18 protein-coding genes are annotated in these 20,232 nt (G+C 52.0%); 4 read left to right on the forward strand and 14 right to left on the reverse strand.

Features of this window, described 5'->3' with window-relative positions; genetic code table 11:
* The first annotated feature begins 17 nt into the window (after positions 1-17).
* From sulP to eat, 3 genes are all read left to right on the forward strand, one after another.
* On the forward strand, positions 18-1,766 hold the full coding sequence (gene sulP, locus PsAD46_RS10240) for a sulfate permease (RefSeq protein ID WP_063306760.1): 1,749 nt from the start codon (positions 18-20) through the stop codon (positions 1,764-1,766).
* A 298-nt stretch (positions 1,767-2,064) separates the two neighbouring features.
* Positions 2,065-2,838, forward strand: coding sequence for a class I SAM-dependent methyltransferase (locus PsAD46_RS10250; protein ID WP_193776932.1), 774 nt, complete (start codon positions 2,065-2,067; stop codon positions 2,836-2,838).
* Positions 2,839-3,047: 209 nt separating this feature from the next.
* Entirely contained in the window at positions 3,048-4,415 is a 1,368-nt protein-coding gene (gene eat, locus PsAD46_RS10255) for an ethanolamine permease (RefSeq protein ID WP_208981761.1), read from the forward strand.
* Between the two features lie 10 nt (positions 4,416-4,425).
* Here eat and PsAD46_RS10260 read toward each other — a convergent pair whose 3' ends face one another.
* From PsAD46_RS10260 to PsAD46_RS10315, 11 genes are all read right to left on the reverse strand, one after another.
* On the reverse strand, positions 4,426-5,268 hold the full coding sequence (locus PsAD46_RS10260; protein WP_208981762.1) for a methyltransferase domain-containing protein: 843 nt from the start codon (positions 5,266-5,268) through the stop codon (positions 4,426-4,428).
* 525 nt (positions 5,269-5,793) lie between these two features.
* The gene (locus PsAD46_RS10270; RefSeq protein ID WP_082596641.1) at positions 5,794-6,306 is read right to left on the reverse strand and encodes an invasion associated locus B family protein; all 513 of its coding nucleotides are present in this window, start codon (positions 6,304-6,306) and stop codon (positions 5,794-5,796) included.
* Between the two features lie 14 nt (positions 6,307-6,320).
* Positions 6,321-7,208 carry a YadA C-terminal domain-containing protein gene (locus PsAD46_RS10275; RefSeq protein ID WP_063287989.1) on the reverse strand — a complete coding sequence of 296 codons (888 nt, stop codon included), beginning with the start codon at positions 7,206-7,208 and terminating at the stop codon, positions 6,321-6,323.
* A 583-nt stretch (positions 7,209-7,791) separates the two neighbouring features.
* The gene (locus tag PsAD46_RS10280) at positions 7,792-8,382 is read right to left on the reverse strand and encodes a cytochrome c3 family protein (protein WP_063292970.1); all 591 of its coding nucleotides are present in this window, start codon (positions 8,380-8,382) and stop codon (positions 7,792-7,794) included.
* A gap of 11 nt (positions 8,383-8,393) precedes the next feature.
* The gene (locus PsAD46_RS10285) at positions 8,394-8,855 is read right to left on the reverse strand and encodes a nitrate reductase cytochrome c-type subunit (protein ID WP_063292969.1); all 462 of its coding nucleotides are present in this window, start codon (positions 8,853-8,855) and stop codon (positions 8,394-8,396) included.
* A gap of 8 nt (positions 8,856-8,863) precedes the next feature.
* A complete protein-coding gene (gene napA, locus PsAD46_RS10290) occupies positions 8,864-11,368 on the reverse strand; it encodes a nitrate reductase catalytic subunit NapA (protein ID WP_208981763.1) in 2,505 nt (834 codons plus the stop codon).
* A complete protein-coding gene (locus tag PsAD46_RS10295; protein ID WP_057462107.1) occupies positions 11,359-11,697 on the reverse strand; it encodes a chaperone NapD in 339 nt (112 codons plus the stop codon). Before PsAD46_RS10295 ends, napA begins: the two co-directional genes overlap by 10 nt.
* Complete coding sequence (locus PsAD46_RS10300) at positions 11,690-12,199, reverse strand: ferredoxin-type protein NapF (protein ID WP_057462106.1); 510 nt, start codon at positions 12,197-12,199, stop codon at positions 11,690-11,692. The genes PsAD46_RS10295 and PsAD46_RS10300 overlap by 8 nt, the downstream gene beginning before the upstream one ends.
* A 9-nt stretch (positions 12,200-12,208) precedes the next feature.
* Complete coding sequence (napE, locus tag PsAD46_RS10305; protein WP_057462105.1) at positions 12,209-12,388, reverse strand: periplasmic nitrate reductase, NapE protein; 180 nt, start codon at positions 12,386-12,388, stop codon at positions 12,209-12,211.
* Between the two features lie 299 nt (positions 12,389-12,687).
* Positions 12,688-15,990 (reverse strand): efflux RND transporter permease subunit, encoded by a 3,303-nt coding sequence (locus PsAD46_RS10310; RefSeq protein ID WP_208981764.1) that lies wholly within the window; start codon positions 15,988-15,990, stop codon positions 12,688-12,690.
* Positions 15,991-15,993: 3 nt separating this feature from the next.
* On the reverse strand, positions 15,994-17,124 hold the full coding sequence (locus PsAD46_RS10315; protein WP_063292967.1) for an efflux RND transporter periplasmic adaptor subunit: 1,131 nt from the start codon (positions 17,122-17,124) through the stop codon (positions 15,994-15,996).
* A gap of 180 nt (positions 17,125-17,304) precedes the next feature.
* On the opposite strand from PsAD46_RS10315, the gene PsAD46_RS10320 reads away from it, so the two are divergent.
* On the forward strand, positions 17,305-17,889 hold the full coding sequence (locus PsAD46_RS10320; protein WP_063306765.1) for a TetR/AcrR family transcriptional regulator: 585 nt from the start codon (positions 17,305-17,307) through the stop codon (positions 17,887-17,889).
* On the opposite strand, the gene PsAD46_RS10325 is transcribed toward PsAD46_RS10320, so the two are convergent.
* From PsAD46_RS10325 to PsAD46_RS10335, 3 genes are all read right to left on the reverse strand, one after another.
* Positions 17,880-18,326, reverse strand: coding sequence for a PaaI family thioesterase (locus PsAD46_RS10325; protein WP_063306766.1), 447 nt, complete (start codon positions 18,324-18,326; stop codon positions 17,880-17,882). The two genes, PsAD46_RS10320 and PsAD46_RS10325, sit on opposite strands and share 10 nt — an antisense overlap.
* 76 nt (positions 18,327-18,402) lie before the next feature.
* Positions 18,403-18,900, reverse strand: coding sequence for an invasion associated locus B family protein (locus tag PsAD46_RS10330; protein ID WP_208981765.1), 498 nt, complete (start codon positions 18,898-18,900; stop codon positions 18,403-18,405).
* Between the two features lie 18 nt (positions 18,901-18,918).
* A complete protein-coding gene (locus tag PsAD46_RS10335; protein WP_063306767.1) occupies positions 18,919-20,124 on the reverse strand; it encodes a YadA C-terminal domain-containing protein in 1,206 nt (401 codons plus the stop codon).
* Between the last annotated feature and the right edge of the window lie 108 nt (positions 20,125-20,232).

Here is a 20,232-nt window from a genome sequence, read left to right on the forward strand (position 1 = left end):
ACTTTGAAGGCAGACCCATGTTCTCCTCGGCCTTTCGGCGATATTTGCCCGTTTTAACTTGGGGCAGAAACTATAATAAAGACAGTTTTTCTAATGACATGATTGCAGCGGTGATTGTGACGATCATGCTGATCCCGCAGTCTCTTGCTTATGCTTTGCTTGCTGGCCTACCGCCGGAAGCCGGGCTTTATGCGTCAATTCTACCGATTATTTTGTACGCCATCTTCGGCACCAGCCGTGCGCTGGCCGTTGGCCCGGTTGCTGTTGTTTCGCTCATGACGGCAGCCGCGATTGGCCAGATCGCAGACAGTGGCACAGCAGGTTATGCCATTGCTGCGCTGACCCTTGCCATGCTGTCCGGCGGTATTTTGCTGCTGATGGGCGTGTTCAAACTCGGCTTCCTTGCCAACTTCCTCTCCCACCCTGTGATCGCCGGTTTCATCACGGCCTCAGGTGTTTTGATCGCCAGCAGCCAGCTCAAACATATTCTGGGTGTGGACGCGAAAGGGCATACGCTGGTGGAGATTATCTTTTCCATCTGGGAGCATCTGGGCGAAGCCAATCTGGCGACGATCCTGATTGGTGTCTCGGCCACCTTGTTCCTATTCTGGGTGCGCAAGGGCATGAAACCGATGCTGCTGAACATGGGCCTGAAGCCACGCCTTGCAGATGTTTTGACCAAGGCTGGACCGGTCGCCGCCGTGGTGGCGACGACAGCTGTGGCGTGGACTTTCAGTTTGGATCAAGCCGGAGTAAAGATCGTCGGCGCTGTGCCGCAAAGCCTACCGCCCCTTAGCATGCCAAGCTTCTCCAGTGAGTTGATCGGCGCACTGGTTATACCTGCGCTGCTGATCTCCATCATTGGTTTTGTGGAATCCGTTTCCGTGGCGCAAACGCTGGCTGCCAAAAAGCGTCAGCGTATCGATCCTGATCAGGAGCTGATTGGTCTGGGCGCCGCCAACCTTGGGGCGGCTTTCACAGGTGGTTATCCTGTAACGGGTGGGTTTGCCCGTTCCGTGGTCAACTTTGATGCGGGTGCTGAAACCCCTGCTGCCGGGGCCTATACGGCAGTTGGTCTGGCGATTGCTGCTGTTTCCCTCACACCGCTCATCTTCTTCCTGCCCAAGGCCACATTGGCCGCAACCATCATCGTGGCTGTGTTGTCACTGGTGGATTTCAGCATTCTCAAGCACAGCTGGAGCTACTCCAAGTCTGACTTCTCAGCCGTGGCTGCCACCATTTTGCTGACCCTCGGCTTTGGTGTTGAAACCGGTGTTTCTGCAGGCGTGATCCTTTCCATTGGGCTTTACCTCTACAAGACCTCCCGGCCTCACATTGCAGAGGTTGGGCTGGTGCCGGGGACCGAGCATTTCCGCAATATCAACCGGCATGAAGTGCTGACAACGCCAGAACTGCTGACCATCCGCATTGATGAAAGCCTCTACTTCGCCAACGCGCGTTTTCTGGAAGATTACATCTACGACCGTGCGGTGGATGATGAATGCCTCAAGCATGTGGTGCTGCAATGCTCTGCGGTGAATGAAGTGGATCTGAGTGCTCTGGAATCTCTGGAAGCCATCAATCACCGGTTACAAGACGCAGGCATCACGCTGCACCTTTCAGAGGTGAAAGGCCCGGTAATGGACCGCCTGCAACGCTCGCACTTCCTTGATGAGCTGACGGGCAAAGTGTTCCTCTCTCAATATCAGGCCCAAGAGGAGCTCGCCTCCGTCTGCACCCGCCAAACCGCTCAGGCGCCTGCCTGATTCACCCCCCTTATCAGGCAGAGCTAAGAGACCCCGTGGATCCCCTCCACGGGGTTTTTATGTTCGGGGGTGTAGTTAGCAACGAGATGATCCAGCTCTCCTACTTGCCGCCATTCATCAGCTCACAGGCATTCGCAGGAGCAGCGTGCCTGTGGACCAAAAGCCAACTATGCACTAACCTTCAAATCGAACCACTCAAGCGGCGCAGGGCAATTGAGTATAATCATACACTTAAAGCATACCAGCTCTCTCTTGGTAACGAGGCTAGGGATGGTGCGCCTTTTTCGGAGAAATTCCATTGTCCGACATTGCCGGGACCACATTCAAAGCACCTGAAGTTGCCGGTTTCTACCCGCGCCGCCCTCCTTACGCTCACCAAATTTACGAGTGCATCATTGATCGGTCTTCCGCAACACACCGCTTATTGGATTTGGGTTGCGGCGAGGGCAAAATTGCCAGACCAATGACGAAAGTCTTTGATCAGGTTTGCGCCGTAGACCCTTCCGCTAATATGATAAAATTGGGTCGGTCCTTGGAAAACGGTAGGACAGACAACCTTGAGTGGGTGAAAGCGACAGCCGAAAGGGCGCCTTTGACGGGTAAGTTTGACACAGTCACCTTTGCGTCAAGCATCCACTGGATGGAACCAAGCAGGCTGTTCCCTAAACTTGCAAAGCACTTAAGTGAAAATCATATTCTTGCAATCATTCAGGGCGATGCAGCGTTTCAGCCGCCGTGGCATGATGAGTGGCAACAATTTTTGGCAAAATGGGTGTCTACAATCACAGGTGAAGAGGTAAACTCTAACAAATGGCGGGCGACCCAAACCAAACATTTGGACTATATCAATATCCTTGAAACCAAAGAGTATGTTTCGCAGCCTTTCCGGCAAACCGTTGAGGACTTTATCTTGTGCCAGCATTCGCGCGATACTTTCGCGCTGGTAAAGCTGGGCGCGCGCCGCCAAGACTTTCACAATGAACTTAAAGCCCTTTTGCAGCCTCATGCTAATCGCGAGGGTCAACTGACATTTCAAGTCAAAACCCATTTGACAATCGCTAGGATTAAGTGAGCTTCGCTCCTCCCAATGCAAAGGTCATCCCAAAAACCTAGCTGAGCCTGAGCATCCTCGCCAATGATCAGGCTGCTCGTTTTAATAGATTCCCGTGAATGGGAATTAATGCAGAAAAGGCGAGAGGGTCAACATTACGCCAACTGATGCTTAGGGGCAGTCCGAGAGAAATAGCGGGTGTTGGGTGTTGGGGCAGGAGTAGTAAGCTAGTGGCTTACTCCAGGCTTTCGCTCCGTTCATGGGCATCAATTGCAATGGCACACGATGAAAAATCACAGCTTCAAAAGGGAGCCGCAGGCTGGTTTTTGCTGGCAACGCTTGGGGTTTCCTATGTGATCTCAGGCAGCTTTGCCGGGTGGAACTACGGGTTCGCGGTGACGAACTGGTTCGGCATGGTCATCGCAGTGGCATTGATGGGGCTGATGTATTTCTGCCTTGTTCTGTGCCTTGCAGAGATGTCTGCCGCATTGCCGAGTGCCGCTGGGGGATACCGGATCTCACGGAAGGTGATGGGAGATACAGGCGGCTTTGCGACGGCGCTTTCGGTTTTGCTGGAATATTCCATTGCGCCAGCCGCGATTGTGATCTTCATTGGACAGTATCTTGAAGCGCTTTGGGGTATCAATGGCCCCTTGGTGTATGCGGTGTTTTACGTGGTCTTCATCGGTGTGCACCTGCTCGGCGCTGGTGAAGCCCTGCGTTTTATGCTGGTTGTGACTGCTTTTGCTGTGCTGGCGATTGTGGTGACATTGGTGGCGCTGGTGCCGCATTTCAGCTTTGCCAATCTGGCGGCCTCTGCTCATTTCAGCTCTGATCAGCAAACCCTGCTGGCATTCGATGAAGTTTCAGTCTGGGCAGCCCTTCCGTTTGCCATGTGGCTGTTTCTGGCGGTGGAAGGTGTGCCTCTTGCAGCGGAGGAGGCCAAGAACCCTGCGGTTGATCTGCCGCGCGGTATCATTGGGGCCATGTTGTTTCTGCTGGCCAATGGGCTGCTTATTGTTGTGTTTATTCCCGGTGCTGCGACCGCTGTGGAAGTGGGAGATTACGGCGCGCCACTGGTAGATGCGCTTGATCATGTGTTCGGCGAAGACTCCGTTCTGGCCGCAATCGTCAATCTGATCGGGCTTACAGGACTGATTGCTTCGTTCTTCTCTATCATTTTTGGATACAGCCGCCTGGTCTTTGCCATGTCGAGGGAAGGATATTTGCCCCGGTTCATGTCCGCGATCAGCTCACGAAAAGTGCCACACTGGGCACTGATTATTCCCGGTGTGATTGGATTCCTCTGCTCGCTGACGGGCAAAGGAGAGTTAATGATCAACATTGCAGTGATCGGTGCGACGCTCTCCTACGCGCTGCAAAGTGTGAGTTATATTTTGCTGAAGCGAGATTATGCCGAGTTGCACCGGCCTTATCGTGCGCCGGGTGGGCAAAAAACGGCGTATGTAACGCTCGCTCTTTCGCTTTTGGCACTTACTTCGTGCTTTGCGTATGATCTTATGGCTGCGTTGATTGCTTTGGCCCTCATGGGGCTGGGTGTTGGCTATTATGTTTTGCTGGGCCGAAGAAGGGCTTAAGATTCTCACCTCAGCCTAACGCAGGCTTTTCGCCATAGAGCTTGATGGCCTTCACTTTACCTGAGAGTTCGGTGACAGCCTTGTCCAGCATTACATCTGTTGAAAGCCCAAGTTGTTTGGCCAGTTCATCCAATGCAACGGGTAGCTCGTCTTTGATGAGCTGTTTCAGAACGGCGTCCTCATAAGTCATCCGATCCAGAACTGTCAGCGCAGTGAGACCGCTGTTTCCTGCGTACTCCAAATAAGCTGCTTCTGAGACCGCGCCAGAGATACAGGCGGACAGAAGATCCTGATGCATATGCAGCCAGTCCGGTAAGTCCTCCGCCAGCATGTCTGAGATCACAAGTTTGCCGCCCGGCTTGAGCACGCGGTTGATCTCAGAAAACACCGCAGCTTTGTCGGCGGACAGGTTGATAACGCAATTTGAGATGACCCAGTCCATGGACTGATCCGGGAATGGCAGATGCTCAATAATACCTTGATGGAGTTCAATGTTATGGAGGCCATGCTGCTCGCAATTGCGTTTGGCCAGCGCAATCATATCCTCACTGACATCAATGCCGATGACTTTACCCGATGGACCTGTCTTCTCGGCGGCAAGGATAAGATCCAGTCCCGCGCCGGACCCAAGATCGAGCACCGTCTCCCCTTCTTTGAACTGCGAGAAAGCCAGCGGATTACCACAGCCGAAACTGGACCCGAGCAAGTGCTCGGGTATCTCTTGCGCATCATAATCAGGAGCCAGTGCTTGCTGGAAGGTGTTTCTGCCCTTCGTGTCCGCAAGCTTGCCGGAATAAAAGGCGGCGATGTTTGAGAGGTGCTCTGATTTCTTCACGTGGTCTGTCAACGACATCACCCTGCTGCTGCGCGTTATGGCTCTGTGTAATCCTAGTTTACGCTGTACAGCAGGGGCAAACTTCATGGTCTGACAGACAAAACAAAGCGTTAAGCGATGGCTGCTTTTCACGCGAGTTATCGGGAAGCCTCATGAGATTGCGAGACCTGATACCCAAAGATGAAGCTAGGTGTTTTGTGCGGGAGATGATCCGGGGACGCGCAGTGTTTGCGGGCTTGTTAGGCTGCTATCTGCCACTTCCTTGCAAAGCAGCAGCGCGTGTCAGTCCGCGCAATCGGAGAGAGTTAGGCACTCCGATCGTAGCAAGGCCTGGTAAGGAGGTGGTATGTTGGATGAACCTTGCGATTAAGCTTAAGTTTAAGCTGCGCATGACAAGAGCCCGGAATCGACTGACCATCTTCTTCCGAGCTCTTATTAAAGTCATCTAGCGACGGGAATGGGGGGCGAGAGCCTCCCGTTCCTATCTTCCTTAATATAGACCCCAAAGCTTAAAGCTTCAACCATGGGTCTTGGCAGGGCAAATCAGCCGGTTGTCTCATCTGGCAGCAAGACTGCCATGCGTTTGGTGAACTCTTCCCAGTTGCGGGTGAAGCCGATCAGAGAGTAGTTCAGCGCCAGCTTTTTGCGGTCATTGGTCTTGGTGACTACAATGGACATGGCCTTGCCGCGTTTGAGGAAGTTGACGATGGTCTTGTTGGCGTTAAACGCCGCCTCGCACCCGTCTGGCTGACAGGTGATCAGCTTGGCGTCGAACAAGGCATCATCATCAATGCCAATCTGGATACCGCTGGGGATGTGGATCCCGAGCGGCAGCTTGATAATAGCTGCATACACATCTGCTTCGAGTTTGCGAAACATGATGGAATTTACCAGCGCACCGTTCTCAAGCCGGATTTCAGCGTAGACCTGACACAGGTCACTGCTGCATTTGACTGACCAATCCTCTTCATTGGAAGGCTCAGTGGTGCTGTACGCATTTACACCCTGAAAGAAAAAGAGCATTGCCGCTGTCAGCAGGATCCAGATTGGTTTCATGATCTACATCCTTGTTAGAAGGAGAAGCCCAGGCCAGCACCAGCAGTGACGTTGTTGCTGAAGTCTGTGGCTACAGAAGCTGTAACAGCCATGTTCTCGGTTGGCAGGAACGCCACTTTCAGAGCAGATGCAGCTTTGCCTTTGAAGTGTCCAAAACCACCGGAAACGGAGATACCGTTTTTGCCACCCTGAAGGACCGGCGCATTGGCAATCGCCACCGCCATCGCCACACCGCTGCGCAGCTCGTCAACATCCTGTTCCAGTGAGACGATGCTGGAGGTGTTGGAAGAGATGTTTGCGGCGTTTGTGGAGATATTGGCGGTATTGGTCGCAATATTCTGCTTGTTGGTATCGATACGATGGGAGTTTGAACTGATGAACGCCCGATTAATGTGAATATTGCGTGCGTTCGAACCGATGAATGCGCGATTAGATTGGATACCGCGTGCGTTTGAACCAATGAAGGCACGATTAGTTTGGATGTTTCTCTTGTTACCTACGATGTCTCTAGCGTTGGCGTAGATCCGACTAGTGTTGTTAGATATGCGACGATTGGTGTGACCAATATCAGATTTGATACGTGAAATGTCGCTATCGTTACTGGTGATGCGTTTTGCTTGAGCATTCAGTGCGCTCTGATCTGCCTTATTATTGATCTTTGTTGCGAGCGTACCGCTTAAATCTGATTCATCAATATCACTTATGGTTGCAGTGATATCTGTTGCTCTACCAGATTGACCAGGATGGAACTCAGTTCTTTCAGCATCTGTTCCTGCATCTACGGTAATTGTTTTGTCATTCGTTGTCACAGTGCCATCAGAAACATCGATTTTTGCAGCTTGAGCGGTGCTCATGCCGGCAACGAGGGCCACGATTGCAGCAGAAAGCTTCAAAGCGTTCATCTTTTTATGTCCTTTCAGAGGGGCGAAGCTTGTATGTGCTTTGCCCGGTCTAAAGTTTTCAGCTGCAACGTCATGCACGTACACCTGAATTGAGGACGAGTTTATTAGTTCCGCAAAAACAATGGGTTGCAGATGGGGTGTGTTCTAATACGCTCGATTTTTAAGGAGCATATGGCCCCCAGTTTTTATCGGAGTGTTAAAAAGCACTGGTATAAGGCTGGAGACCTTCCCTAAGGAAATTAGGAGTAACCCTAGGGTGAAAATATTCAAAAAATTTCAGGCAAGACTTGCAATGGTTAATATTTGTAAACTCTCGCAAAATTGCGGGAATTGAGGTGACTCTGAGGCATTTTTCAGAAATTTTCCTCATGAGTATATTTCATATAATTTTAATTGATAAAATTATGGAATAAATGTGGACAAGAAAAAACCCCGTGGTTTCAAACCGCGGGGTTCTTTTGTCTGAGCATGTGATGGGTCTTAGAACTCGCCGCGCGCACTTGCAAACACGCATTGAGTTCTAAAGTCTTTGCTTGAGTGAATTTGCGAGATTTGACCGTAACCAATCAAGCAAGCTTCACTCTTAATGACCCTCTTTCAGCAGGCTCAGATCAGGTAGCTTGTGTGCGATGCCTTTGTGGCAGTCGATACAGGTCTTCTCACCAGTCACGAGGAATTTCTCATGCTGCTCAGAAGCTCTCAGGCTCTGGCGTGTAAAGTCCATGGATTCTTCACTGTGACAGTTACGGCATTCAAGAGAGTCGTTGGCTTTAAAGCGAGCCCATTCGTGGCTTGCCAGCTCAAGACGCTTGTCCTCGAATTTCTCCGGTGTGCTGATTGTGCCGAAGATCTTGCCATAAACTTCCTTGGATGCCTGAATCTTACGGGCAACCTTGGAGGTCCAGTTGTGAGGTACGTGACAATCAGGGCAAGTCGCACGCACACCAGACCGGTTGGTATAGTGAATGGTGGTCTTGAGTTCCTGATAGACAGTGTTTTCCATTTCGTGACACCCAATACAGAATTCTTCTGTGTTGGTGACTTCCAGGGCGGTGTTGAAACCACCCCAGAAGATGATGCCAGCGACGAACCCGCCAAGTGTCAAAAAGCCGAGGCTGTAATGGACACTAGGTTTGCGGATAACCTGCCAGAACCGTTTGATAGCTGAAAACATACGGTGTGCTCCTACTTGCCGGCCTTACCTTCGAGCACGTCATCAACGTCAACGAAGGTGTTCTCAACCAGTGGCTTGGCTTCAGTCTGAGGCACATGACACTGGGTGCAGAAGAAACGGCGAGGGGAAACAGACGCCAGGAACTGATTATCACGGTTCATAAAGTGCGTGATGGAGATCATTGGTGCCTGAGACTTTTCAATTGCCGTACGGCTGTGACAAGTCATACATTTGTTCAGGCGCTTGTCGATCTGGTAGCCGTCGATCTTGTGAGGGATCAATGGTGGCTGCTCAGGGTAGTTACGCACCTGACGTTCGTCAGAGTTCACCACTTTCGGGATCCGCGGTGCGGCATCCTGAGTCAGGATGTCCGCGTTGCGCATTTCGGAGATGGTGTCAGCAGCAAATGAGCTTGCTCCACCAAAGACAGACACAGCGATAAAGCTGGCTACAAGGAGTTTCAGAAGTTTCATGGCGTACCTCACACGGCTACGATCTTGACCGCGCACTTCTTATAGTCGGTCTGTTTTGAAAGAGGATCTGTTGCATCCAGTGTCACCTTGTTGATGAGCTGGCTTGCATCAAAGAACGGTACGAACACGAGGCCTTTTGGCGGCTTGTTACGGCCACGGGTCTCGATGCGTGTTGTGATTTCACCGCGACGGGAAACAACGCGCACTTCAGAACCACGACGCAGACCCTTCGCTTTTGCATCATCAGGATGCATGTAGCACAGAGCATCTGGAACAGCTTTGTACAGCTCAGGAACGCGCTGGGTCATAGTGCCAGTGTGCCAGTGCTCAATCACACGGCCTGTACAGAGCCAGAAATCATACTCTTCATCCGGGCTTTCTGCTGGCGGCTCGTAAGGAAGCGCGAAGATGCGTGCCTTACCGTCTTTATGACCGTAAAACTCGTAGCCCTTGCCTTCGCCAACGTATGGGTCAGACCCTTCGCGGAAGCGCCACTGGGTTTCTTTGCCATTCACAACAGGCCAGCGCAGGCCGCGTTCTTCGTGGTAACGCTCGAACGGTGCCAGATCGTGCCCATGGTCACGGCCAAAGGCAGCGTATTCTTCGAACAGACCTTTTTGAATGTAGAAGCCGAAGTCGTTTGCTTCGTCGTTCTTATATTCATCGCTGGTTTCAGAAAGCGGGAACTTGTCGACGTTGCCGTTTGCGAAGAGGATGTCAAACAGAGTTTTGCCGCGTACTTCTGGTTGTTTTGCAATCAGTTCTTCAGGCCATACGTCTTCAACTTTGAAGCGCTTGGAGAACTCAACGGTCTGCCAAAGGTCAGACTTTGCCTCGCCCGGAGCAGAAACCAGCTGGTGCCAGAACTGAGTACGGCGTTCAGCATTGCCGTAAGCGCCTTCTTTTTCTACCCACATTGCGGTTGGCAGAATGAGGTCAGCAGCCATTGCGGATACTGTTGGGTACGGATCGGAAACAACCACGAAGTTCTCTGGATTTCTCCAGCCTGGGTAGATCTCATCAACAACGTTAGGACCAGCCTGCATGTTGTTGGTGACCTGGGTCCAGTAGAAGTTCAGCTTGCCGTCTTTGAGCATACGGGACTGCTGAACTGCGTGATAACCTGGCTTTGCCGGAATAGTACCGTCTGGGAGCTTCCAGATTTTCTCAGCGTACTTACGATGAGCTGGGTTTTTCACCACCATGTCTGCTGGCAGACGGTGTGAGAAGGTACCAACTTCACGTGCTGTACCACAAGCGGATGGCTGACCGGTTAGTGAGAACGGACCACAGCCTGGCTTGGAGATTTTGCCGGTGAGAAGGTGGATGTTGTAGAACATCTGGTTGACCCAAACGCCGCGGGTATGCTGGTTCGCACCCATGGTCCAAAGGGACATAACCTTTTTGTCTGGATCAGCGTAAAGCTTTGCCAGCTCCAGCAGACGGTTTGCAGGAACACCAGACATCTTCTCAGCGTATTCGAGAGTGTATGGCTTAACGAATTCTGCATACTCTTCGAAGCTGATTTCCTTAGAACCACCAGCTTTGTCAGCGTTTTTAGCTGCTTGCTGCAGTGGATGCTCAGGGCGCAGGCCGTAACCGATGTCCTGATTGCCAAGGCGGAAGTTGGTGTGCTTGCTAACGAAGTCCATGTCTACGGCTTCGTTCTCGATGATGTAGTTTGCGATAAAGTTCGCAATCACAAGATCGGTCTGTGGAGTGAAGACCATTGGGATGTCAGCAAGGTCAAAGCTGCGGTGCTGGTATGTAGAAAGAACAGCAACTTTAACATCCGGGTTAGACAGACGGCGGTCAGTCAGACGGGTCCACAGAACCGGATGCATCTCAGCCATGTTGGAACCCCAGAGCACGAATGCGTCTGCGTTCTCAAAATCGTCATAACAACCCATTGGCTCATCGATACCGAAGGTACGCATGAATGCGCCTACAGCAGAAGCCATGCAGTGACGTGCGTTCGGGTCAATGGTGTTGGAGCGGAAGCCAGCTTTCCAAAGCTTAGAAGCTGCATAGCCTTCCCAAACCGTCCACTGGCCTGAGCCGAACATGCCAACCGCGTAAGGGCCGTTCTTCTTCATGGCTTCTTTTGCTTTAACAGCCATGATGTCGAAAGCTTCGTCCCAGGATACTGGCTCGAACTCGCCTTCTTTGTCGTACTTGCCATCGGTTTTACGCAGCAGTGGCTGCTCAAGACGGTCTTTGCCGTACATGATCTTGGAAAGGAAGTAACCTTTCACACAGTTCAGGCCGCGATTAACCGGGCTCTGAGCATCACCATGTGTTGCAACAACGCGGTCATTCTTGGTCGCAACCATGATGGAACAACCGGTACCGCAGAAGCGGCAAGCAGCTTTGGACCATTTCAGGTCTGTTTTGCTTGCATCCGTTACAATGTTTGCTGCTTGCGCCGGAAGGCTTGCCCCGGCTGCGGCAGTTGCCGCTGCAACAGCCTGCGCCTTAATGACAGCGCGTCTTGTTAGTTTAATCATGAGCAAGTCCCCTCGGGTTGCATGTCACCCTGATCAGAAATCACAATTGAATTGAGGTCGGTGGTGTCGGTTTGGTGGAAGATGAGCGAAGCAGTAACCACGCCATCTAACTGCTGCATGTCACTCAATGCGTTCGCGAGGTCGCGTTCGCTCGGTGTTTCCAGCGTCACAATTATCTTTGTAGAGTCAGATACTTCTGTAATTTCAGCAGAATGTATCTGTTCAATCGCAGCGCATATCTGCTCTCGCTTGGCAGGATCGGCCTGGAGCAGCACACTTGAAATGTGCCAGACACCGGCTTCTTCTTCGCGCTCTACGGTTGTTGCATTACGCATTTGCTAAACTTTCTCGGCTCTGGTCGTTCATGACGATCGCATCTACGGGGCAGGAAATGAGACAAGCTCCGCAGCCATTGCATTGGTCTGCATCCAGTTGAATCTTTCCTGTAGGTGCGACACGCATATCGAACCGGAGGGCTCTTGGATCGCAGCTGTCGGTACAGGTCTGGCAGGAAACGCCCTTTCCAAGCAGACATGCCCCTTGCTGAATTTCTGCTGTGAGCCTCCAGGGTGCCACAGTCAGATCAAACAGACCTTCCTCTGGGCACGCTTTTGCGCACTCTTCGCAGAACGTGCATTCTCCAACGCCGGTTTTGAGGTAAGGCCGATTATCCGCGCTGAACAAAATAGCTTCCGGGCAGGCTTTGACGCATTCAAAGCAGCCGATGCATTTGTCTTCAATCCGCTGTTCCGTTGTCCAAGGCGGACGAACCGGAGACACCACCTCTGGGGTAGCGCTTAAGCGGGTAAAGAATGCTCTGCGGGATAATTTGGCCACGACTACCTCTTAGAAGGACGGTGGGCCAAACAGGATCTGCGACATCCAGATAAGGAAGCCGTATCCGCCAACAGCTGCAGTCATCAGAACTGGCGCAAGAACAACTGCCAGAAACAGGAATGCTACTCTCTCGCGGCCTTTGCTCACTGCTGGAGTGGTGGTCTGGGTATTTTGGCTTAAGCCAGCCATGTGCGTACTCCGTACTAACAGCCGCCTCTTGCAGCTATTTGATTGGAGCAGACACCGTAACGTTATACGTGCCCGCTCGTACGCGCAGGAACCTAGAGTAAATGTAAAAAGCACAAATTGAGTGCAATCAATTCCGGATTAGTAGATTTTTTCTCTTTGATATTCCGCAATATATAAGTGCATGCTGCATTTCTAATATATAATTTATATTAGAATATTCTAATATTACGAAATTCAATACTTAAGTGATTTCTTATATATATTTAATGCTGGAATTCTGCGGATTCACAGTGGGTTAACTAGCAGATTTCGTTAGGGCAGTCCTCAACAACAAACGGCCTCCGCAAGGGGAGGCCGTGTCGTAAGGTCCGTTTAGGCCTTTCTAGAGGAAAACCCTCAGGTTTTGTATCTTTGTCATTCTCTGGGGATTTTTCTGAAATCGCGTGTTTTTCCTCCGCTTCCAGGGCCTCTTTTCGCTCCATTTGCGCATATTCCAATGCCTTATCGCGTTTGCCGAAGAGAAAGACGCGAATATCTTCCGCAATTGCGACCAGTACTGGAATCAGGATTAAAGTAATAAGTGTCCCGAAAATCTCCCCGTATGCCAGAGAGACGGCTGCTGGTATCAGGTACATGGCCTGCTCGGAAGTTTCGCTCATGAGCGGCATCAAGCCGGCGACCGTTGTTGCTGTTGTCAGGAAGATCGCCTGGAAGCGATCCACGCCGCTACGCTCCGTTGCTTCAATATGGTCTACACCGTCCTCACGCAGGTGAAGGTAGTGCGTGACCATGACGAGAGAGTCATTGACGATCACGCCGATCAAAGCCAGCAAGCCGAAGATCGACATCATGCTGAACGGGATGCCCATGATGGCATGGCCGAGGATTGCACCGACCACTCCAAACGGAACCACGGACATGATGATCAACGGCTTGAAGTAGGACTTCAGCGGGATCGCCAATAGAACAAAGATGAGGAAACAGGTGATGAGAAGGGCGCGGTTCATATTGCCCTTAACTTCACCCATTTCCTCCAGCTCGCCACCCTGCTTGATTTTAACACCGGGATACTTCTGTTGTAGTTGGGGCACAACGGAGGTGAAGATATCCTGACCCAGCTCAGCAGGAGCAACGATCTGTTTATTGATGTCAGCTTCGATTGTGGCGACCTGATCGCCGTTTCTGCGGTGCACGTATCCGGGCACATAACGCGCTTCGATGTTGGCAACTGATTGCAGCGTGACCCAGTTGTCGTTGGCCCCGCGCAGACGGGACTGCAACAGGTCCTCAATGGCATCACGTGCATCCAGCGTGTTGCGAACAATCACGCGAACCTCTGAATCGCCACGTTGGATGCGCTGTGCTTCCCCGCCACCAAACTGGTGCGCCACCTGACTTGCCAGCCGCTCTGGTGTGAAACCGAGATGACGTGCTTCCGGTTTCAGTGTCAGGCGAAGTTCTGGCTGGCCGGCTTTGAACGTGTCGCGCAGGTTGCTGACGCCAGCTCGCTTGCCAAGCTCTGCCATGAGCTCTTCACTTGCCAGCTGCAACTGCTCAGAGTTTTCACCGAACAAACGGATCTTGAACCCACCACCGATCTCTTCAAAGCCCGAGAAGGTGAGTTTGGAAACACCTTCCAAAGTACCGGTGCGGTCCTGCCAGTCGCGCAAAATGTCACTTGTCTTTGCATCCCCGCGCTCGTCCAACGGGCGCAGCTCAGCATAAATGGTGGCATTTGTGCTGTCGGATACGATGCGGAAGATGTTTTGGAACACACCGCCCACGTCCGGCTGCTGCTCGGCATATTGCCGGTCAACAGCATTTGCGATGTTTTCAATCGTGGAGATGTTGTTCTGTGTCAGATCGAACGGTGCGCGTGGATCCATCTCCATGTTCACCACAATGTACTGACCGGGAATCTCCGGAAAGAAGACAGAATGGATTTTGCCCTTCCACATCAGGCCGAACACGAGCACTGCCACAGAAATGAAGCCAACCAGAACCGCATAACGTTGCCGGATGGCCCATCTAAGCACCGGGAAATAGATGGTGTCGCGGAACCAGAACAAGCTGCCACGAGCCACACCCTGCACCTTACCCCAGCCTCGCGAGAAGATGTTCTGCTTCTTCTCCTCCAAAGAGATGTAAGCGAGGTGAGCGGGCAGAATGAACTTGCTCTCGAAAAGGGAGAACAACAGAGCCAGAATAACAATGCCTGAGAAGCTGCCGAGGATCTTACCCAGCTCACTGTTCATCAGCAGCATCGGGAAGAATGCCGCCGTGGTTGTCAGCACGCCAAATATCGTCGCAACGGCCACTTTATGTACGCCTGCCGCCGTACCTTTGCGCGGGTCCGCATAGCGTTTGCGCTGCTCAAAGACGCTTTCACCAACCACCACGGCATCATCAACGAGAATACCAAGTGCGATGATGAGGCCGAAGGTTGTGATGTCGTTGAGTGAATAATCGACCCAACCAGTTGTCGCCACAGCAAACGCACCAGCCAGAGAGATTGGAATGCCCATCGCGACCCAGAAGGCCAGCTTGATGTTGAGGAACAGCGACAGAATCAACACCACCAGAGCCAGACCCTGAAACGCGTTGGAGCTGAGCAGGCTCAGGCGATCCTCGATGTAATCACTGGAGTTGCCCCAAATCCCCACCTGTACACCAGTCGGCAGAGTTGTGCGGAAGTCAGCTATGATGGCCTGCACATCCTCTGAGACATGAATAAGGTTGTCTTTGCGACCAATCAGCACTTCCAATCCAACGGACTCTTTGCCGTTGAAGCGTGCTTCCATATCAATGTCAGCAAAGGCGTCTTCCACCTTGGCAATATCGCCAAGAGTGGTTGTGGTGCCGTCTTCCCACTCAATGATCGGAATGCGCTCAAAATCGGCTTTATAATAGGCCTGAGTATCTGCGCGCAAAGAGATATAGCCGCCTTCGGTCTTCAGCGTTCCGCCCTGATAGTAAAGAGAAGACTCGCGGATACGGTTCATGACCTGCTCAGGGGTCAGGTTCAGACGTTCCAGCGTATATGGCTCTAAACCGATCTTGATCTGTTCGGTCTGCAAACCCCATTGTTTGAGGCGAGAAACTTCTGGGCTGGCCAGCAGCTTGTTGCGCAGTTGACGAGCGATGCGCTGTAGGGTTTTGAAATCCGCATCTCCGTAGACCTGCACAAACATGGCTGGCATATCCATGCTCTGTTTTTCAATGACAGGCCGTTCCGCTTTCTTCGGCAGATTGTAAATGCCATCAATTTTCAAGCGAATGTCATCCAGCAAGGTGGATAGTTTGGTGTCGCTTGTCTTTTGAACGGAGACAACAGACGAACCCGGTTGTGAAATTGAGCTGATGTTTTTGACGCCGCTCAGGCCTTCCAGCGCCTTTTCCACCTTGCGGGTGATTTGCTTATCAACCTGCTCCGTGTAGCCGTTGGGCAGTTCGGTCGTGATTGTCACGGTATCCGCAGGCAGCTTGGGAAAGCCCTCAATACGGATGTTCATGAGAGAGGACACCCCGACAATCAAGATGAACGCCATGATGAGGTTCGCCGCGACCGGGTTTCGAATAAACCAGTTTGTGAGCCACGCCATGTGTTAGTGCCCCGCTGGAGTTGGGGCGACGTGCTGGCCCGGTAAGAACGCGGCCATCGGCAGCTGAACAACGCGCTTCTCATCCATCTCTTGCAGCTCATTCGGCATCTTCACGATGATGTCTGTGTCATTGCGGAACACGACAGAAGCTTCAAAGCGCTGCAGCTCGTCCTTGTTGTTTAAGAACCAGATGAACCCTTCCTGAGTGAGCACAGTCGCAGGCAATTTCAGGCTGTCGTTGACTGTTTTACTCTGCAGTTCAACTTTCACGAACTCGCCCGGCAAAACAGTGGTTTCTGGTGATTTCACGATCTCGAGGAAGAGCTGATAACGTCGCGATTTAGGGTCAAGGAAGCCACCACCGCGCTGGATTCTGGCAAGCCCGACCAGTTCCTTGTCAGCATTATAGATCTTCGCCGGAAATTCCTGCCACGCCTTTTCCAGCAGGTTCCATTGGGCTTGGTCCAGAGAGACGGTGATGTCCAACTGCTCAGCGTCCAACAGGGTGAACAAGGTATCGCCTACAGAGATGCTTTGGCCGATGCTCACATGGCGTTTTGTCACAAACCCGCTGAAGGGGGCCTTGATGGTGGTCGTGTTCACATCATACTGCGCGACTTTTACCTTCTGGACAGCAGCTTCCAATGCTTTTTCTGCAACGCGCAGTTCCGGAATATGGACGGCCATTTCCGGTGGGGCTTCCTTCGGGTTCACTGCGCGCCAGTTTTTCAGCGCAAGCACATGCTTGTTCTGCTTTTTCTTCAGATTGAATTCTGCAGTCGACTGCTGGTATTTGGCATCTTCCAGCTGGGCTTCGTAAGTGTGCTTTTCCAGCTGCGCCATCACCTCATTCTTGGAGACTTTCTTACCTTCAAGGGCCTGAGGAGCCACGGACAACAGCTTGCCAGAGACCTGCGCCTTTAGATCCGCAGTCCAACGCGGGCGCACTTCGGCAAAAACAGAAATATGTCCGGTGTTATCGGCTGCCTGCGCAGTCACATAGCTGACCACAGGCAGAACAACGTCCTTTTCTCCGATGTCGACATCACTTGTGTCTTCAAGCGAAAGAACATAGGTACCGACAGTTCCCAGTAGCACCAATGCCGCTGACAACCACACAATCCGTTTGGACATTCAGTGCTCCTGAGCAATATGTTTAATTGAGGCAGGTTTCAGAGTTTGGTTTAGGCCTACGGAATGCCCGATTATCGCTGAGTGAACGCCTCTAGATCATCTCTGATCTTGATTTATGAGAAGGTTGTGTATCATAATAATTATATGTGAGACAAGTGCGTCTCATAAAATGAGGATGAAATGTTATTGCGTGATAAAAGGGCTGTTAAGTCCCGCAGGGCCCTGATTGAAGCTGGCTTGGCAGAATTACCAGTAAATCCAATGGCTTCACTAACGGAGATCGCTGAGATTGCCGGGATTGGTCGCGCCACGCTGTATCGACATTTTGCGTCTCGGGAAGCGTTGATTGAGGAGGTCCTGAAGGTCAGCTTTGAGGATATTATTCACGCGCTGACGCCTATGGAGAAAGAAGGTCTTCGCGGGAAGCAAGCGATGATGCGGGCTGTTGAGCTGATGCTTCCGCTTGCAGACCGGCTACGTTTCCTCTCCTCTTTTTGGCTGGATGGGGAACGCGTTCTGAGCAAAGATCCACGCTATGCCCTTATGGAGCAAGAGACAATCACCTCGGTTGAGCAAGCGAAAGAAGATGGCGACATTCGCAAGGAGCTGCCGACGCGGTGGGTGATGAATACCTATGACGTGCTGTTGTTTTCTGCCTGGGATATGATCGTGAAAGAAAAGGCGGATATCGGAGAAGTCACGGCATTGCTCATGACGACCTTCTTTGATGGCGTCGGACCAAAGCCCCGCGAGACTCAAGAGTGATCAAGCCGCATCTCGCGCTGTGGTGCGCGTTTGAAAGGGCCGGTGGCCGTTGCAATCAGCTGATCATTCTCGTCAAACAACTCCGCCTCGGCAAAGAGTGTTGATTTGCCGCCACCAACGACTTTGCCCTTCGCAACCAACCGCTTGCAGATGGCAGGTGCGATGAAGTTGACTGTCAGTGACAGCGTCACAAACGGTTGCTTCCCGGTGGGATCCACCGTTGCGTTGCAAGATCCACCGCAGGCATTGTCCAGCAACATGGTCACAATCGCCCCATGTACCACTCCACTGCGATTGGCAAACCGGGCATCAATATCCAACGCACAGATTGCCGTGCCTTCCTTTGGGAAAAGCTCCAGCTCATATCCGATAAACCGCTGAAACTCGGTTTCATCGCGAATGGATATGGAATTGTCGGTATTGGATGAGTATGTCACGGCTGCCTAGGTCCTCCCACAGGTGCAAGGCATATCAATAACTTACTCCTCCTAAGAAATCTATTTGGCCTTCTGGCTACGGTGTCAGCATTTCCATGCGCTTGTGGAATGCGTTCCAGTTACGGGTGAAGCCGATCAGGGAGTAATTGAGAGCCAGCTGCTTTCGATCTCCTGCCTTGCGGACGAGGATCGACATTTTGTCTCCCCGCTTCAGAAAATCCACCACCGTTTGATTTGCTGTAAAGGCAGCTTCGCACCCATCAGGATTGCAGGTGATCAGCTTGGCCTGAATGATCGCCGCTTCATCAATGCCGATGTTGATGCCGCTTGGGATGTGAATACCGAGGGGCAGCTTAAGGATGCCCGCGTATGTGGTGGCATTGAGTTTGCGAAACGCGATGTTGTTAAACAAGGTGCCGTTTTGCAGCCGTATCTCGGCGTACATCTGACATTGTTGCTTGCTGCATTGAACGGACCACTCCTCTTTTGCCTGAGCAGAAGTGGGTGCGAGAACACCCCCGCCATGGAAAACCATGGCGAAGGCTACGAAGAAAAATGAAAGAAGTCGGCTCATGTGCCTCTCCTTGAAAACTTAGAATGAGAAACCGAGACCTGCGCCGGCGGCGACGTTGTCGTCAAAGTCGGTCGCGACGGAGGCGGTGATCGCCATGTTGTCCATTGGCATGAAGGCGGCTTTCATAGAACCAGCAGACTTGCCTTTGAAGTGCCCGAAACCACCAGAGAGGGAGAGGCCGTTGTAACCGCCCTGAATGATCGGCGCATTGGCAATCGCGATTGCCATGGCAACACCGGACTGCAGCTCATCAACGTCCTCTTCCAATGAAACGATGCGGGAGCTGTTGTCAGAAATAGCTGCGCTGTTGGCAGTAATACGCTCAGCATTGCTGTTGACTGCTGCCACAACACTGTTACGGGCTGTGCCGGTAAAGGTGGAGTTCAGATCAGCCAGAGAGCCGACCTTCTCGTTGAGCTTGGTCACAGCCGAGACAACGGTGGTATCCGCCGGGGTTGGTGCCTGAAGGTCGCTTGGCAATGTGCTGATGTCGCCAATTTTAGCATCTACCGCGTTGAAGGATGCCAGAATGCCATTCGCCAGACCTTCGCCGCTTTCCAGTGCCTGAGCTGTTGCACGGCCAGATGCATTGGCGCCATTGGCCGTGGTGAAGGTGCTGTAGTTCTCGTGTGGTAATTGCTCCGCCGCGTAGTTGTCTACTGCAGTATCAAGCGTACCCAGATCTGCCGCCATGTTCGCAGGCAGCGCGCCGCTTGTGAAGTCACCCGCCACTGGATCTGTCGGAGCATCCATGGTGATCTCTTCGCCAGCAGCTGCTTTTGCCTCAACGTGGTCCAGGTAAGCTTTCCACTCGGTTTTGGCTGTTGCGCCATCTTTGAGCGTAGCTTCAATATCGCGGACTTCTTCCAAAGGCGTGCCTGTGTTGTTCTTCAGCGGATCTTTAACGCCATCAGATATTGCCGCTGGTGCTGTTGTCTGCACTGTTCCAAACAGGGTCTCAAAGTCGGAAATAGTTTGGCTGTTACTGGCAATATCTGCGGCGTTGCCTTTGATTTCATTTGCGAAAATGCGATCAACGTCTGCGCTGTCGGCAATACCGGTTTGCGATGTCTCAACAAGGGCTGTGTCAGCGTTGTCTGACGAGCCTGTGTAATGAGTCACCACATTGCTGCCATCTGTGGTGATAGTAATTGTGCCTGCGTGTGCCATGCCTGCACTCGCCAGCAAGGCGACCAGAGCACATGAATATTTGAGATGAGTCATAGTATAAACCCTGTTTTAAACAATAGAAACTGAGCTAAATACTGCTGCCGGAAACTGTGTAATTGGCATGCAGAAATTGTTCTGTCGCGTCAGGCGAGCAGTTGTTTG

The organism is Pseudovibrio sp. Ad46 (assembly GCF_001623065.1).
Lineage (GTDB): Bacteria > Pseudomonadota > Alphaproteobacteria > Rhizobiales > Stappiaceae > Pseudovibrio.